This window comes from uncultured Caldilinea sp., from assembly GCF_937128415.1.
Taxonomy (GTDB): domain Bacteria; phylum Chloroflexota; class Anaerolineae; order Caldilineales; family Caldilineaceae; genus Caldilinea.
In genome coordinates, this window is the sequence record NZ_CAKZMJ010000039.1 from 25,074 (window position 1) to 40,549 (window position 15,476).

General features: G+C 60.6%; 15 protein-coding genes. 9 read left to right on the plus strand and 6 right to left on the minus strand.

The window, feature by feature from the left end:
• Positions 1–23: 23 nt before the first annotated feature.
• Positions 24–905, minus strand: coding sequence for a carbohydrate ABC transporter permease (locus Q0367_RS06695; RefSeq protein WP_297640305.1), 882 nt, complete (start codon positions 903–905; stop codon positions 24–26).
• Complete coding sequence (locus Q0367_RS06700; RefSeq protein ID WP_297640306.1) at positions 902–1,852, minus strand: carbohydrate ABC transporter permease; 951 nt, start codon at positions 1,850–1,852, stop codon at positions 902–904. The genes Q0367_RS06695 and Q0367_RS06700 overlap by 4 nt, the downstream gene beginning before the upstream one ends.
• A gap of 266 nt (positions 1,853–2,118) precedes the next feature.
• On the opposite strand from Q0367_RS06700, the gene Q0367_RS06705 reads away from it, so the two are divergent.
• From Q0367_RS06705 to Q0367_RS06735, 7 genes are all read left to right on the plus strand, one after another.
• Positions 2,119–3,261 (plus strand): L-threonylcarbamoyladenylate synthase, encoded by a 1,143-nt coding sequence (locus Q0367_RS06705; protein ID WP_297640307.1) that lies wholly within the window; start codon positions 2,119–2,121, stop codon positions 3,259–3,261.
• 147 nt (positions 3,262–3,408) lie between these two features.
• On the plus strand, positions 3,409–3,954 hold the full coding sequence (locus Q0367_RS06710) for a flavodoxin (protein ID WP_297640308.1): 546 nt from the start codon (positions 3,409–3,411) through the stop codon (positions 3,952–3,954).
• Positions 3,955–4,486: 532 nt separating this feature from the next.
• The gene (gene ftsH, locus Q0367_RS06715; protein ID WP_297640310.1) at positions 4,487–6,448 is read left to right on the plus strand and encodes an ATP-dependent zinc metalloprotease FtsH; all 1,962 of its coding nucleotides are present in this window, start codon (positions 4,487–4,489) and stop codon (positions 6,446–6,448) included.
• Between the two features lie 85 nt (positions 6,449–6,533).
• Positions 6,534–7,304, plus strand: coding sequence for a hypothetical protein (locus Q0367_RS06720; RefSeq protein ID WP_297640312.1), 771 nt, complete (start codon positions 6,534–6,536; stop codon positions 7,302–7,304).
• 13 nt (positions 7,305–7,317) lie between these two features.
• Complete coding sequence (locus Q0367_RS06725; protein WP_297640314.1) at positions 7,318–7,821, plus strand: cytidine/deoxycytidylate deaminase family protein; 504 nt, start codon at positions 7,318–7,320, stop codon at positions 7,819–7,821.
• 8 nt (positions 7,822–7,829) lie between these two features.
• Positions 7,830–9,194 carry a glycoside hydrolase family 1 protein gene (locus tag Q0367_RS06730; protein ID WP_298981291.1) on the plus strand — a complete coding sequence of 455 codons (1,365 nt, stop codon included), beginning with the start codon at positions 7,830–7,832 and terminating at the stop codon, positions 9,192–9,194.
• A 111-nt stretch (positions 9,195–9,305) separates the two neighbouring features.
• Positions 9,306–9,806, plus strand: coding sequence for a phasin family protein (locus Q0367_RS06735; RefSeq protein WP_298981292.1), 501 nt, complete (start codon positions 9,306–9,308; stop codon positions 9,804–9,806).
• Between the two features lie 197 nt (positions 9,807–10,003).
• On the opposite strand, the gene Q0367_RS06740 is transcribed toward Q0367_RS06735, so the two are convergent.
• Genes Q0367_RS06740 through Q0367_RS06750 form a run of 3 tightly spaced genes read right to left on the minus strand, consistent with a single transcriptional unit; the run spans position 10,004 to position 11,977 of the window.
• Positions 10,004–10,876 carry an alpha/beta hydrolase gene (locus Q0367_RS06740; RefSeq protein ID WP_298981293.1) on the minus strand — a complete coding sequence of 291 codons (873 nt, stop codon included), beginning with the start codon at positions 10,874–10,876 and terminating at the stop codon, positions 10,004–10,006.
• 32 nt (positions 10,877–10,908) lie between these two features.
• A complete protein-coding gene (locus Q0367_RS06745; RefSeq protein WP_297640321.1) occupies positions 10,909–11,331 on the minus strand; it encodes a YbjN domain-containing protein in 423 nt (140 codons plus the stop codon).
• Positions 11,332–11,383: 52 nt separating this feature from the next.
• Positions 11,384–11,977: a peroxidase-related enzyme gene (locus tag Q0367_RS06750; RefSeq protein WP_297640322.1), complete on the minus strand. Its 594-nt coding sequence runs from the start codon at positions 11,975–11,977 to the stop codon at positions 11,384–11,386.
• 263 nt (positions 11,978–12,240) lie between these two features.
• On the opposite strand from Q0367_RS06750, the gene Q0367_RS06755 reads away from it, so the two are divergent.
• Together Q0367_RS06755 and pyk are read left to right on the plus strand one after the other, a co-directional pair.
• Positions 12,241–12,705 carry a hypothetical protein gene (locus Q0367_RS06755; protein WP_298981294.1) on the plus strand — a complete coding sequence of 155 codons (465 nt, stop codon included), beginning with the start codon at positions 12,241–12,243 and terminating at the stop codon, positions 12,703–12,705.
• A gap of 284 nt (positions 12,706–12,989) precedes the next feature.
• Positions 12,990–14,750, plus strand: a complete 1,761-nt coding sequence (gene pyk / locus Q0367_RS06760) for a pyruvate kinase (protein ID WP_298981296.1) — start codon at positions 12,990–12,992, stop codon at positions 14,748–14,750.
• A 54-nt stretch (positions 14,751–14,804) separates the two neighbouring features.
• Here pyk and Q0367_RS06765 read toward each other — a convergent pair.
• Positions 14,805–15,476: MFS transporter (locus Q0367_RS06765; protein WP_298981298.1), on the minus strand; the 672-nt coding region annotated here is incomplete at its 5' end.

Genomic DNA, 15,476 nt, shown 5'->3' on the forward strand with positions numbered 1-15,476 from the left:
ACGACGTCGGGCCTCCACCGCCGTCACCCGCGGATGCCGGTCGTTACAATCCCGCGCACAAAGTACCGTTGCGCAGCGATAAAGAGAACCAAAGGAGGCGCCAACGAGATGGCCGCAGCCGCCATCAAAATGTGCATCTGAGGGCCGACGCGCGGCGACCCCTGGAAATAGGAAAGCGCCACAGCGATCGTGCGGTGCGCTTCATCGGTCAGATAAATCAAAGGCGAGAAAAAATCGTTGTACGTCCAGACAAAGGTGAAGACCGCCACCGTCGCCAGCACCGGCTTGCTCAACGGCAGCATGATGCGCCAGTAAATCTGGAAGGAGTTGGCGCCGTCGATCTTGGCTGCATCCTCCAGATCGATGGGGATGGTTAGATAGAACTGGCGCATCAAGAAGATGAAGAAGGCGCTGCCAAAGTAGGCGGGGACAATCAACGGCAGGAAGGTGTTCACCCACCCTAAAGCGTTGAACAACAGGTAGGTCGGCACCAACGTCACGGCGCCGGGCAGCATCATGGTGGCGAGCAAGACCAAAAAGATAAAGTCCAGCCCCGGCGCTCGAAAGCGCGCAAAGCCATAGGCGCTGAGCGAACAGGAAAGGAGCGTGCCGATCATGACCATGAAGACGATGAAAAAAGTGTTGAATGCATACAGATGCATCGGGATCAGGGTCACGGCTTCGACGAAGTTGCCGAACTGCGGCGGAATCGGAAACCAGACCGGCGGCAGCGCAAAGACCTGGGCCGGCGTCTTGAGCGCGGTGGAAATCATCCAATAGAAGGGTAGAATCAGCAGAGAGGCGCCGAGAAGAGCGATCACGGTGCTCAGCGTCAACCGAATGCGCTCCTGCCCGCGCTTTGTGCGCCAGAAGGGCAGCGGCCGATGGCGTTGCGTTGCATTCATGCCGCCCTCCTTCTTTCGCTTTCGTAGTACACCCACATCGGCGAGGATTTGAAGACCAGCAACGTCAGAATCAGAACAATGGCGAAGAGCACCCAAGCCATGGCCGATGCATACCCCATCTTCAAATAGAGAAACGCCTGCCGATAGAGATAGAGCGACAGAAATAGGGTGGCGTTGTTCGGGCCGCCGCCGGTCATTACGTAGGCGTCTGTAAAGAGCTGCAGCGCGCCGATGATGCCGAGCACCAGATTGAAAAAGGTGACGTGGGAGATCATGGGCAAAGTAATGTAGCGGAACTTCGCCTGCTCGGTGGCGCCGTCGATCTCGGCAGCCTCATACAACTCCGAAGGGATGCCCTGCAGGCCGGCCAGGTAAATCAACATGGCGCCGCCCAACCCCCAAAAGCTGGCGATGATGATGGCCGTCAGCGCCCAACGCTCATCGGTCAGCCACATGGGCCCCCGAATGCCGATCTTCCCCAGCAGGATGTTCACCATCCCGAACTGTGCGTTGAAAAGCCAGCGCCACAGCATAGCGACGGCCACGCCGGAAATGATGGTGGGCATATAATAGATGGAGCGCAGAATCGCAACCCCGCGGATCTTCTGGTTGAGCAGAAGCGCCGCACCAAGCGAGAGCGCCAGCCCCAACGGCACGCTGATGACCGAGTAGATGACGCTCACCCGCAGCGCCTGCCAAAAGAGACCGTCTTGAAACAATTGGATGTAATTGTCTAAGCCAACCCACGCTGGAGCGGTCAAAATGTCATAGTCGGTGAAGCTGAGCACGGCGGAGGCGATGATCGGCCCCAGCAAAAAAACAAGCAGACCGATCACCGTGGGCGAGATAAACAGATAGGCGTCGAGGATCTCTCGACGTCGCCAGCGCGACAGCCGAGGGCGAACACCGCGAGGATAAAGGTGCGCTTCTTTTACGATCTCCGCCATGACTCTGCTTTCAATTCAACGATGTGTAAGGAGAGTGCTCGCGCATAGGCGCTGCGAGATATTGTTCGCCTATATGAATATTATTCACTGTCTGGAATCGAAGACGAGTATAGCACAGGCGATGTCGAGCCGTCAATCTGTTTTTTAGGGTGTTTTTGGTCTAAGATGCATCGCCTGTTCGGTGCTTCAAGCTCGTTGTCGCCGACGTTTGCTCAAATTCAACGCATCGCTTTTTCAGTCTATGGCCCTGGCTGGTAAGCTATCTCATGATGACCATTGCGACGCAAGTTTTTCACGTGGATCCTGCTCATCCTGACCCTGCTGCTATCGCAGCGGCCGCCCAGGCGCTGGCGGAAGGGCGCCTGGTTGCGTTCCCGACGGAAACGGTCTATGGGCTGGGCGCCAATGCGCTGGACGCACAGGCGGTGGAGCGCATCTTCATCGCCAAACAACGCCCTTTCAGCGACCCGTTGATCGTGCATCTGGCGAGCATCGCCCAGCTCGAGCGCGTGGCCGTCGACATTCCGGCCATCGCTTATGCGCTGGCGGAGCGTTTCTGGCCCGGCCCGCTGACGCTCGTCCTGCGACGTCACCCTCGCGTGCCGCCCAACGTCTCTGCAGGCCGCGACACGGTGGCGGTGCGCATGCCGGCCCATCCGGTGGCGCTGGCGTTGCTGCAGGCGTGCGCACTGCCGGTCGCAGCGCCGAGCGCCAACCTGTTCAGCCGCCCCAGCCCCACGACGGCGCAACACGTGCTCGACGATCTCAACGGGCGCATCGATATTGTGCTCGATGGCGGCCCTACTTCGATCGGGGTGGAATCCACCGTCGTTGACCTGACGCAAAGCCCGCCGCTGTTGTTGCGTCCAGGCGGCGCCACCGTCGAAGCGCTGCGAGTGCTTCTGCCCGAGCTGAAGACGCCTGAGGCGCCGCTCATCGCATCCGAGGCGGAAGCTGCGGCCTCGCCCGGAACCCTCCTCAGGCACTACGCCCCGCGTGCGCCGATGGTGCTATTGGCGGGCGAGACCGAAACGGCGCTGCACTTTCTGCGCAGCGCTGTCGCCGCCCTGAATGAACGAGGGTTGCGCGTCGGCCTGTTCACAACCGACGAGGAAGCGCACTCCCTCGCCGATCTTCAGGCAAGAATTGTAAGCCCCGGCCCGCAGCGCGATCCCGCCGCCGTCGCGCGTCATTTGTTCGCACGCCTGCGCGCGCTCGACCGGCTGGGCGTGGACGTCATCCTTGCGCGCACGGTGTGGGGGAAATCGACGCGCGCCGGCCTGGAAATGGCGATCCACGACCGCCTCTTCCGCGCTGCGGAAGGGCGCGTGCTGGACATCGCTGCGCCAGATGCGCTCGATCGACTGCTTGAACTCCTGCCTTATCGCAAAAACACACAGTCGGATTGAGCGCGTTGATGGGGCCTTGCTCCATTTTTCACCAGGAACGCAGCTTACTTGCCAATCGTGGCGGCGGACGGTATAGTTGTCAATAATCGATGAGTTTTGAGTCCATCAATCGGGGCAAGGAGACGACGGTCAAGGAGACGATGGTTTATGACAGCGAAAATCGGCATTTTCTTTGGCAGCAGCACCGGCTGCACCGAGCGCGTCGCCAATATGATCAAGAACGAGATCGAGGCCACCGGGCTGGCCACCTGCGACGTGATGGTGATCTCCGCAGCGAACGCAAAGCTGTTTCCCAATTATGATTTCCTGATGTTCGGCGCTTCGACCTGGAACATCGGTGAGCTGCAGGACGACTGGGGACTGACGCTTCCCCTCCTGACGAGCGAGGGGCTGAAGGGGAAGAAGGTGGCGCTCTTTGGCTGCGGCGACCAGTTCGGCTACTCCAACAGTTTCGTGGACGCCATCGGCATCATCGGGGACCGCATCACCGAGCTCGGCGCCGAGACGGTCGGCTGGATCGTGCCCGACTCCAGCTATCAGTTCGAGTTCTCTCGCGCCTCGTTCGAGGGCGTGCTGATGGGCCTGCCGATCGATGAGGACAACCAGGCGGCGCTCACCCCGCAACGCGTCGTCAACTGGGTGCATTGGGTGCTGGAGGAGTTCGGCCTGGCGCCCGCCGTAAGCGCTTCCTGACGCCTCCTTTTTTTCTGGGAAGCTTGATGAAATTTAACAACAAATCGTCTGGCAACCCGTAGGCGCTGTGCGAGCAGCGCTTCCTGGCCTTCCCCAAGGCCCTGCGGGACATCGAGAGCGTGCGGCTGCGAGCCGCACCTACGACGATTCCCCGATCAATTAAAAACATGGGCGCCACTGCATTGCGCCGGCTGGCGTTTGCTCCAGCCGGCGTATATTTCTTGACGGCGTTTTTTGGGCGTTTTTCGGTTGAATGGAGGACGGAACTCAACGTCGTCTCACTGCGTCTGTGTCTGTGAACTTTCTCTGCGAAGCGGCCGGCCATCCTGGAAGTAGCCCTACTGCCGGAAACCCATCATCTGCATATACTTTGCACAAGGTAATACGCTTGTGAAGAGAAATGTACAAAGGCTTTGACGCTCTCCTGGACGTGTGATACACTTGGCATAAGGAAGCGTCTTTTCGATGGATGCACTCGAAATCGTGTGCAGACCGTTCGACGAGACCTTGAGATGACTCGACAGGACACCGAATGAATTCAAAACAACTGCGCAATGGCGTCATTTACCTGCTGCTGATTCTGGCCCTCGGCGCGTTTCTCTACAGCTCGCTGGCGCGTCGCGCTTCCACCCCGATCAGCGATGCACCGATCGCCAAAGTGGCGACGCTCGTCCGTAACAACGACGTGCGCGCCATCGAAATCAACGGCGACCGCATTCTGGTCATCACCCGCAACGGCGAAACGCTGCAATCCCGCATCGAGCAGGGCGTCGGACTGACCAAGACGCTGCTCAACCTTGGCGTGACGCCCGAGCAGATGGCGGTCGTGGATGTCAGCGTGGCCCCGCCGCAGTTCTGGGACACCTGGAGCGGCGTTTTGATCGCCGTGTTGCCGTTGTTGTTGCTCGGCGCCTTTTTCTTCTTCATCTTGCGCCAGGCGCAGGGTGCAGGCAATCAGGCGTTCAGCTTCGGTAAAAGCCGCGCGCGCATGTTCACCGGCGACCGCCCCACCGTCACCTTCAAAGATGTGGCGGGCAATGAGGAGGCCAAGCAAGAGCTGCAGGAGGTCGTCGAATTCTTAAAAGAGCCGCAAAAGTTTGCGGCGCTGGGCGCGCGCATCCCCAAGGGCGTGTTGCTCGTCGGTCCGCCGGGCACAGGGAAGACGCTGATGGCGAAGGCCATCTCCGGCGAAGCGGGCGTGCCTTTCTTCAGCATTTCCGGCTCTGAATTCGTAGAGATGTTCGTCGGCGTCGGCGCCAGCCGCGTGCGCGATCTCTTTGAACAGGCCAAGAAAAATTCGCCCTGCATCATCTTCATCGACGAAATCGACGCCGTCGGTCGGCACCGCGGGGCCGGGCTGGGCGGCTCGCACGACGAGCGCGAGCAGACGCTCAACCAGATTCTGGTCGAGATGGATGGCTTCGACACCGACACCAACATCATCATCATCGCCGCCACGAACCGCCCGGACATTCTTGACCCGGCGTTGCTGCGCCCCGGCCGCTTCGACCGTCGCGTGACCATGGATGCGCCGGACATGCGCGGCCGCCGCGCCATCCTAGACGTGCATGTGCGCGGGAAACCGCTGGCTGCAGACGTCGATCTCGACGTGATCGCCAAACAGACGCCCGGCTTCGCCGGCGCCGACCTGGAAAATCTGGTCAACGAAGCCGCCATCCTGGCGGCGCGACGCAATCGCCGCTCGATCGGCAACGAAGAATTGCAAGAGGCGATCGAGCGCGTGATCGCCGGCCCAGAACGACGCAGTCGCCTGATCACTCCCAAGGAAAAAGAAATTGTCGCCTACCACGAGGCCGGCCACGCCGTGGCCATGCATGTGTTGCCTAACCATGACCCGGTGCACAAGGTCACCATCGTGCCGCGCGGCATGGCGGGCGGCTATACGATGAGCCTGCCCGATGAAGAATCCAACCTCATGACGCGCGCCAAGTTCCGCGACCAATTGGTGGCGCTGCTCGGCGGCCGCGTTGCAGAGAAGATTCGCTTCGGCGACGTCACCACCGGCGCCGCCAATGACCTGGAACGCGTGACCGCCATGGCGCGCGCCATGGTCACCCAGTGGGGGATGAGCGAGCGCCTCGGCCCCATCCGCTACGGCGAGCGCGAGGAGATGATGTTTCTCAACCGCGCTTTCAGCGAACATCGCAACTACAGCGACAAGGTGGCCCAGGCGATCGATGAAGAGGTGAAACGGCTTGTCGACGAGGCGCATGAACGGTGTCATCAGCTGCTGCTCGAACACTGGGAGGCGCTGGAACGCGTTGCGCAACGCCTGCTCGAGGTCGAGACGTTGAACGCCGCCGAGTTCCAGGCGCTGATGCGAGGCGAGACCCCCGTCGGGGACAGCGCCGTCGCCCCGCGCAGCCAGGAGAGCCCCGCCGGCGCATCGAAAACCGCCGGCCAGGTGCGCGGGGATGACAAACGCGCCGACAGCGGCCTTGACCTGGGCGGACGCGTGCCGCAGCCGGTTTAGCGCCCGAACAGGGCTGGAAGCAGTCTGAAACGAGAATCGTCGCCAGGTTTCCGCGGAAACCTGGCTTCTTATTGGCGATGCAACGATGATTTCACAAAATGGGTCGCCGCCCGCTCCGGCGCCGCCGCGCATTCACCAAAAACCAACGGAGTTTCTGCCCGATGCGCCTGCAGAGCTTTGGCTTACGCGCCTTTACTTGCTGGAACGCGCTGAATTGCTCGGCGCACCGCTGATTCGCTGGCTCTATTTGATATTGGCGGGTTTGGCGCTGGCGTGGACCGTTCTGCCTCTGCCGGGAAGTTGGATGGTGGGAAGTGCGCTGCTGGCCCTCGCAGTCGCGCTTCACCTGACCGTGCGATATGCCCGCCGTCGCGCCTATACGACGTTCATCCCGCAGCCCTCCCCGACGCCTCCGGCGCAGGTTCTGGCGCCGGCGCAGAAACGCCCCGTCTACGTGACCGGAGTGCTGAGCGTAGAACGGAAGGTGCGCGCCTTCACAGCGCTGCCCGGTTTCTATCGCACCTTCGCCACGCGTGAACATGCCCTGCTGTGCCAGGTGCGACCGCGGCGCATTTGGGCGATCGCCGCCTGGCCGGAAGAGGAGGTCGGCCTCTGGTACGCCTTTTTTACGCCTGAACAAATTACAGCGATTCAACCCGGTCTCGCTCATGTCGACCGTCGCGCGCTGCCCGGCCTTGCGATCACCTATCGACCGGACGGCGACGACGCACAACGCAAGACTGCGTCGCCGCTTACGCTGTATCTGGCGTTTGTCGATGAACGCGATCGGGACGCCGTGCTGGCGGACCTCCTGGTGGACTGGCGCCCGGTCGATGCGGTCGAGGAACAAAAATAATCCGAAGAAGAGGATGTCCACATTGCAGCCGGAATCTCCAGTGCGCCGTCAGCGCCCTTCCTGGGATGAGTACTTTCTGCAAATTGCGTTCACGGTGGCGCAACGCAGCACGTGCGACCGCGCCCATGTCGGCTGTGTGCTGGTGCGCGATCGTCGCATCCTCGCCACCGGCTACAACGGCGCCCCGGCGGGGCTGCCCCACTGCGACGACGTCGGCCATCTCATGGTGGACGGCCACTGCGTGCGCACGCTTCACGCCGAGCAGAATGCGTTGATTCAGGCGGCGCTGCACGGCGTCAGCACGGAAGGCGCCACCGCCTACGTCACCCACCAACCCTGCTTGACCTGCGCCAAAATGTTGATCAACGCCGGCGTTCGCCGCGTCGTCTATGCAGGGAACTATCCTGATGAATACAGCCGCAGCTTTCTCGACGCCGCCCGCGTGGAATTAACCCATTTGCCCTGGGAACGCCAGGCGGACACCGTCTATCAACCTGAAAAGAATCCGGAGAAATGACGACAAGCATGAACGAAACGCAAGATGCACTGCGATTCCCCGACGGGTTCCTCTGGGGAACGGCGACTTCCTCTCACCAGGTGGAGGGCGAGAACACCAACAATCAATGGTGGGCCTTTGAACAACAACACGGCAAAATCTGGCGTGGAGAGCGCAGCGGCCTGGCCTGCGATTGGTGGCGCAACGCTGAGGTGGATTTCGACCTGATGCAGCGGCTTGGCCTCAACGCCCATCGCATGAGCGTGGAATGGAGCCGCATCGAGCCGGAGCCGGGCCGGTTTGATTCCACCGCCATCGAGCGTTACCGGGAAATGTTGGACGGTCTGCGTCGTCGCGGCATGGAGCCGATGGTCACGCTGCATCATTTCACCAACCCGCTCTGGCTGGAGCGCATCGGCGGCTGGGAGAAAGGGGAGGTGGTTCCCTACTTCCAGCGCTATGTGCGGCATGTGGTGCAGGCGTTAGGCGATCTGTGCAAGCTCTGGGTGACGATCAATGAACCCCTGGTCTATGTGGCGCAGGGGTGGGTGCGCGGGATCTGGCCGCCGGAAAAAACGAACCTGCTGCTGGCGCTGCGCGTCTTTCGCCATATGCTGCAGGCGCACGGGGCCGCCTATCAGACCATCCATGCGGTGCAGCCGAACGCCCAAGTCGGCTACGCTATGCCGGTGCGCGTCTTTGCGCCTTCCAACCCGGCAAGTTGGCTCGACCGCAAGGCCGCAGCGCTGAAACGCTACATCGCAGAACATGTCTGGCTCATGGGCTCCATCGACGGCAAGATCCGTTTTCCCCTGGGGCTGAACGAATACCATCGCACGCTGGAGGACAGCGCAGACTTCATCGGCATCAACTTCTACACGCGCGATCTCGTCCGTTTTCGCCCAGACCCGCGCCTCCTTTTCGGCGAAGAGCACTACCATCCAGAGGGAGAATATTCCGACTCGGGCTGGCGCGGCGTATACAGCGAATACGCGCCGCAGGCGCTGAACCAGATCGTGCAGGAAGTCAACGTCTTGCACAAACCGATCTACATCACCGAGAACGGCCTCCCCGATCAAGACGACGACCAGCGTCCGCGTTGGTTATTGGGACACCTGTACAAGCTCTATCGAGCGATTCGAGATGGCTGTGACGTGCGCGGCTATTTTCACTGGACGTTCACCGACAATTTCGAGTGGTCGGAGGGCTGGGGATTGCGCTTTGGCCTGGTCGAACTTGACCCGGAGACGCAGGAGCGGCGCCTCCGCCCCAGCGCCGCCATGTTCAGTGAAATTGCTCGCTCGAACGCCATCTCGCGTTCGCTCGTCGCTCGTTATGCGCCTGAGCTGTTGCCGCTTCTTTTCCCTGCAGAAGAAGGCGCCCAAAGTCATTGACTTTTATGACGCAGCGTGTTATAATTTTTATAACGCATTGCGTCATGATCTGTCAAGGCGCAACGGCATCGTTTCAAGTCACTCCGAAAGGCGGCGCAGAGGAGTCGAGCAATGAAAGCAGCTATCCAGAGGGTGAACGCCTCCTCTAAAACGAATTCAGGGAAGGTTCAACAACTGCAAACCGTGCGGTTTCAACCCATTCGTGCGCAAGGGCGCAAGCTGGCGCTGGCGTATCTTGGGCTGTGGGGAATTGTCTGCGATCAGGTCGGCGGGTTGTACCAGAGCAGTGAAAAACTGTTGAACGACGCAGTTGAGCGCGGCGAACGGATGGAAGAGGCGCTCTATGCAACGCTGGCCGAATGGAGTCGCTGCATCACGAAACAGCAGGCGCCTTTCCACGAGCAGGTTGAAGCGGATTTCCGACGCTCGGCGCGGCTGGCGAACGAGGCGGGGCAAGACTTCGAGGCGCAGCTGGAACGTCAGGTCGAGCGCGCGCTGACCCGGCTGGGAATTCCGACGCGCGAACGATTGGCGAAACTGAACCAGGAGATCGAAAGGCTGAACGCCATTCTCGACGAAAAATTGGCCCAAAAAGAGGCCGTTCACGCCTGATCGAGCTTGTCCAGGCAGCGGCCGTTTGCTCGGCTACAACGCTTGATCAATCCAAACAATCGTCGTTTCGTGGGCGGAGGGGAGATGCTCATCTCCCCTCCGCCTTTGTTCATGCACGACGTTGATGCGCGGCCGATCCTTTCCCCCAACGCTCCTATCCGCCCATCGAGAATATATGGCGATGAGTTGCACCCCCGTTATTGCGTGCGAGCATCCAACCAGGCCACGAGCCGGGCGAAAAGCTGCTCACGATCCAGATCGTTGTGCGCCTCGTGAAAACCGTCGGGGAGTTCCCAAAAGGTTTTATCGGCGCTGCCCGCGTTGACAAAAAACGTCCGGCTGCCTGCGATGGGCGCCAGCCGATCGGCGCCGCCGTGATAGAGCAACAAAGGCGTGCGCAACTCGCCGGCATGCGCCTGCACCCAGGCCACCGCATCCATGGCTTCTGCGGCGGCGCGGGCGGAGGTCTTGGCGTGCACCAACGGATCTGTCGTATAGCGCTGCACCTCGGCCGGGTCGCGAGCGATCGTCGTCGGATCGAGTCCGGTGTCGAGCGGGAAGGTCGGAGCGAGGCGAGAGAGCAGACGGGCGATCGTCAACACCAGCGGCGAGATGTTCGGCTGGGAGAGCAGCGGCGCAGAGGCGACGACGCCCTGGAGTTCCTCCGGATGACGAATCGCATAATCCAGGGCGACCAGCCCTCCGACGCTATGGCCGAACAGGAAGAGAGGCAGCGACGGCTCGTCGGCGCGTGCACGAGCGATCATCTGCCGCACGTCTTCCAGGAAGTCGTCGAAACGGTGCACGTGGCCGCGCTGGCCAGGTGAACGGCCATGGCCGCGATGGTCGAAGCTATAGACGAGGTAGCCGGCCGCGGTCAAAGCCGTCACCAGATAACCATAGCGGTCGCTATGCTCACCAAAACCGTGCACAAGCACTACAACGCCGCGCGGCGCGCGGTCTGGCCGCCAGCGCTGTGCAAACAGCTCGACGCCTCCGGCCCCACGCACGGTGAACTGTTGATTGTCCATCGTCACAGCCTTCTCATCTTCCAACGAATTTTTCGTCATTGCGGCGCCATCTCCGAGGCCGTCGAGGGAAGCTACGGTTCTCGAATCAACGGCGATGCGTAGTGGGCGTCGAAGAGCATGCGCCTCAGCTCGCCCGCCAGCCGGTCGGCATAGTAGACGAACGCCTCCACAATTTGAGCGAAATAGGCGTCATTCAAGCGGTGGAGAGGGGCGTCGGCGATTAAAGAAACATCGCCGTCGCCGTCCAGTGCAAAGCGCACAAGGCGCATCTGCTGATTCAGCCTGAGCAGCGCACTGTGAATGCGCGCCTGCTGCGCCGCCGGCGCCGACGGCAAAAAAGGCGTTACGGCGAAATGCGCCCAGTCCTCCACCACCATCACGTACAGATCGAACTCCTCTTCGCTTTCGGTGAAAAAAGTGCTGTGCCACAGATTCGGCTCAGGCGCAGTGTAGGCCCATCCGAAGCGGTGAAAAAAAACGCCGATATCGCTCATGCATTCCGTCTCCATTCAAACTCACCGCAGCCGCCGACCTCACTTCCGTCGTTCATGAGGCGCGCCCCTGGCTATAGTACTCTGGGTTCGGCAACAGGCCGGTCGCGGAGGCGAGACGATTGGTGAAGTTGAACATCGCCGCCGTCTCGATGATGTCGAAGATGTCGAGGTCTGAGAATCCCAGGCTGCGCAAATGCTCGATGTCCGCCTGATTGCATTCAACGGGTGTGCGCGTGATTTTCACCGCATAATCGAGCATCGCTCGCGTCCGCTCATCAAGTGGGGCGCGACGATAGTCATAGCTGAGTTGGTCGGCAAAAACGGGGTCGCCTGTCAGCTGGCGAAGTTCGGCTCCGTGGCTGACCAAACAGTACAGGCATCGATTCTCCGCGGAGACGACCACCCCGATCATCTCGCGCTCGGCGGGGCTCAGGCCGGACGGGCCGCGCAAAACGGCGTTGAAATGCCGGATCCAGCGCAACATGTGCTCGGGGCGAATTGCGTATGCAGCAAAGACGTTCGGCAAAAAACCGACATTGGCGCGGGCTTTTTCGAGCAGCGCAAGCGCCTCGGCGTCCAGCGAGGCAGGATCGGGTGGAGGGAGCCAGGTGAAAGGGTTTGCCTCGTGATCGGATATGCCCGGCATGTGAAACCTTCCTGGGAGCGGAATTGCACTGAGAGAGCAAGCTTCTGTTTTCAGATCATAGCATAGCCGGGCGCTTGCGCAAACAGAGCATATTTTATCGGACGCTTTGCTAGCTTCTTGACAGTTTAAAAGTCCGTAAATTGAGCTATTCTGAATGCAGCAAGGGTTGAATTACCCTGACTACGATGAACTCAAATCGAGAGAATTGCAAATTCTCGAAGGAAACAGACAGAAGAATCCGTAAAGAAGAATGTAAAGAAGGGATGGGAACAATGCGCTTTGACCTCTTTCGTCAGGACGCCGGACAGTCCATGATTGAATATGCTTTGCTGGCGGGCCTGTTGGCGCTTGCAGCCGTCGTCGGGTTGCTCGCAGTCGGTGGAGCGGTGGACGCCTCGTTGGCGCAGACGGGCGCCGTGCTCCATAAGACAATATCGTCTGCGACGTTGCCGTCGGTGAATCTCGATCCACCTGCGGTAAATCTCGATCCGCCGGCGGTGATCGTCGACATGCCGCCCAAGGAGTCTAAGCCTCCTGTCGTTGCGCCGGAGCCGCCGGTGGCGCCTGGGCTTTCCGATGCGCCGGGGCGCCCCTCTGCGCCAGGATTGTCGATTGCACCGGGGCTTTCCATCGCACCGGGGCTCACCGATGCGCCCGAAAAGCCGGTCAAGCCAGGGAAAAACATCGTCCCACCCGAGCCTGACGTCGTGAAAAAGCCAGTTCGTTAAAACTTCTCATTAAAACACCGTCGGCGTTATTGTTCTTACACTCCAAAGAAGCGCCTGGCTGGATTTCCAGGCGCTTCTTTTTGGGCTCCTGGACGGACACCGCCGTCTAATGCGCTGGGCGGCCCCAACGCCAGGAAGCGCTGCGGCGCAAACTTTCATGCCTATGACCTCGCTGGTTTCTTCGCTCCTCCACCGCCTGGCCTGCTCTTCTTGATCCATGGATGGTGTGATAAGATTACGCCCAAAAAAATCGTCCAATTTGTTACACCGAGGAATCATTTTTCATGTTACGCGTCAAAATTGTCTGCACAATCGGCCCGGCCAGTCGGGAGCTCCCCATTTTGCGTCGCATCGCCGAAGCCGGCATGAACGTGGCTCGCCTCAACATGAGCCATGGCTCGCATGAATATCACGCTGAGACGATCGAACGCGTGCGCGTCGTCGCAGAACAACTCCAAAAGCCGATCGCCATTCTGGCGGACCTGCAGGGGCCCAAGCTGCGCACAGGCAAGATGCGCGAAGGCGGGGTGCCCCTCGTCAAAGGGGAAGAGCTGATTCTGACCACAGAAGACATCATCGGCGAGCCAGGGCGTGTCCCGGTCCAATACAAAGACCTGCCCAAAGCCGTCAAGCCGGGTGAACGCATCTTACTCGACGACGGCATGCTGGAGCTGGAAGTGATCGAAACGGGCGAGACGGAGATTCGCACGCGGGTGATCCTGTCGGGCGTCCTGCACAGCAACAAGGGGATGAATCTGCCCGACGCCTCGTTGGACATTCCCGCCCTCACGGAAAAGGACATCGAGGACGTCAAATTCGCCATCGACCATCAGGTGGACTGGGTTGCGCTCAGCTTCGTGCGCAAAGCGCATGAGGTGCTCGAACTCAAGTCGATCATCCAAAATTATTCGGCTTTTGGCCGCGTCACGCCGGTCATCGCCAAGATCGAAAAGCCCGAAGCGGTGAAAAACATCGACTCGATCATCGAAGCGGCGGACGGCATCATGGTGGCGCGCGGCGACCTCGGCATCGAGACCAGCCCGGAAATTGTGCCCAGCGTGCAAAAAATTCTGATCAACAAATGCATCGTGGCCGCCAAACCGGTGATCACCGCCACCCAGATGCTCGATTCCATGATCCGCAACCCGCGCCCGACGCGCGCCGAAGCGAGCGACGTCGCCAATGCCGTGCTCGACGGCAGCGACGCCATCATGCTCTCCGGCGAGACGGCCTCCGGACAGTATCCGGTGGAGGCCGTCACCACCATGGTGAAGATTGCCGAGGAGGCGGAGCGGCTGCGTTCCACGCTGGGACATCAGAAGATCAAGTACAATGAGCCGCGCATCTTTTCGGCCGCGGGCGCAGTCTGTCGGGCGGCGGTTTACACCGCCAACGAAACCAGAGCGCGGGCGATCATTGCACCCACCATCAGCGGCGCCACAGCCCGCTTGATGTCCGCCTTTCGTCCCGAAGTCCCCTTGATCGCTGTGACGCCCAGCCCGATGGTGCAGAGGCAACTTGCGCTCTACTGGGGAACCTACCCTCTGTTGACCAAGCGGCTGAGCAACACCGACGAGGTGGTCACCGACGCCATCAACGTCGCACAGGCCAAAGGCTACGTAGGCGAAGGCGACACGGTGGTTCTGACCGCGGGCGTCGTCGGCAACGTGCGCAGCGCCACCAGCTTGATGATGGTGCGGCGCATTGACCGCATATTGGTGCGCGGGGTGGGCATCGGCGCGCGCGAAGTGGCCGGCATTTTGATCAAGATCGATCCGCCCGTCAAAAACCCGGAAGAAATCCTGGTGGGTCCGCAACACATTATCTTCACCGAGCGCGTTGACCGTACCCTGATCGGCCTGCTGCGACGCAGCGGCGGCCTCGTGACTATCCAGGGCGGCATGGACAGCCCCGCCGCCGTAGCTGCCGTGGAACTGGGCCTGCCGGCGATCATCGGTGCGCAGGGCAACCTCGATGAGTTAAAGGACGGCATCCACGTCATCCTGGACGCCAACACCGGCCAGTTGAGCGAGTGGAAAAAATAAGGAAAGAGTGGGAGGAAAGGGAGAGAGTGCGTGAGAAGACGCTTGTCTCTCTCCCTATATCCGCTTCGGCACCTCGTTTCCCGCCTCTACAATGGCGCGACGCACGTCGACCAGCGGCAAGAGAATCATGCCGGCGATGAAAAAGAGGCCGACCGCCAGCACCGCCACCCGATAGCTGTCGGTGAACTGAATCGCCAGCCCGAAAATCAGAGGGCCCAGCCAGCTTGTACCTCGTTCGCTGACTTCATAGAGGCTGAAATACTCGGTCTCCTGCCCTTTGGGGATCATCTGCGAGAAGAGCGAACGGCTCAACGCCTGACTGCCGCCCAACACGACGGCGATGACGGCGCCCAGGATGAAAAACTGGCGTCCGGTTTGCAGCAGGGGCGAATAGGCGTAGATCGTGACGCTGGTCCAGATCACCAGGCTGATGAGAATGGCGCGTTTGGCGCCGATCCACTGCGCCAGATAGCCGAAAAAGAGCGCTCCAAAAAACGCCACAAACTGCACCATCAGGAACAGCGGCGGCAGCTCGTCGGCGGTCATCCCCAGCTCTTCGCTGCCGAACTGAGCGCTCAGTGCGATCACGGTCTGGATGCCGTCATTGTACAAAAGATAGGCAAGCAAAAAGAGCATGGTCATCGGGTACCGGGGCAACTCGCGCAGCGTCTGGCGGAGCTGCTTGAAGCCGATGGTGAGATAGCGTTCTCCCGGAGGGAGCCGGCG

Coding starts and splice junctions, on each gene's coding strand:
- Q0367_RS06695 (WP_297640305.1), bottom strand. CDS start 905: ATGAATGCAACGCAACGCCATCGGCCGCTGCCCTTCTGGCGCACAAAG.
- Q0367_RS06700 (WP_297640306.1), bottom strand. CDS start 1,852: ATGGCGGAGATCGTAAAAGAAGCGCACCTTTATCCTCGCGGTGTTCGC.
- Q0367_RS06705 (WP_297640307.1), top strand. CDS start 2,119: ATGATGACCATTGCGACGCAAGTTTTTCACGTGGATCCTGCTCATCCT.
- Q0367_RS06710 (WP_297640308.1), top strand. CDS start 3,409: ATGACAGCGAAAATCGGCATTTTCTTTGGCAGCAGCACCGGCTGCACC.
- ftsH (WP_297640310.1), top strand. CDS start 4,487: ATGAATTCAAAACAACTGCGCAATGGCGTCATTTACCTGCTGCTGATT.
- Q0367_RS06720 (WP_297640312.1), top strand. CDS start 6,534: ATGATTTCACAAAATGGGTCGCCGCCCGCTCCGGCGCCGCCGCGCATT.
- Q0367_RS06725 (WP_297640314.1), top strand. CDS start 7,318: ATGTCCACATTGCAGCCGGAATCTCCAGTGCGCCGTCAGCGCCCTTCC.
- Q0367_RS06730 (WP_298981291.1), top strand. CDS start 7,830: ATGAACGAAACGCAAGATGCACTGCGATTCCCCGACGGGTTCCTCTGG.
- Q0367_RS06735 (WP_298981292.1), top strand. CDS start 9,306: ATGAAAGCAGCTATCCAGAGGGTGAACGCCTCCTCTAAAACGAATTCA.
- Q0367_RS06740 (WP_298981293.1), bottom strand. CDS start 10,876: ATGACGAAAAATTCGTTGGAAGATGAGAAGGCTGTGACGATGGACAAT.
- Q0367_RS06745 (WP_297640321.1), bottom strand. CDS start 11,331: ATGAGCGATATCGGCGTTTTTTTTCACCGCTTCGGATGGGCCTACACT.
- Q0367_RS06750 (WP_297640322.1), bottom strand. CDS start 11,977: ATGCCGGGCATATCCGATCACGAGGCAAACCCTTTCACCTGGCTCCCT.
- Q0367_RS06755 (WP_298981294.1), top strand. CDS start 12,241: ATGGGAACAATGCGCTTTGACCTCTTTCGTCAGGACGCCGGACAGTCC.
- pyk (WP_298981296.1), top strand. CDS start 12,990: ATGTTACGCGTCAAAATTGTCTGCACAATCGGCCCGGCCAGTCGGGAG.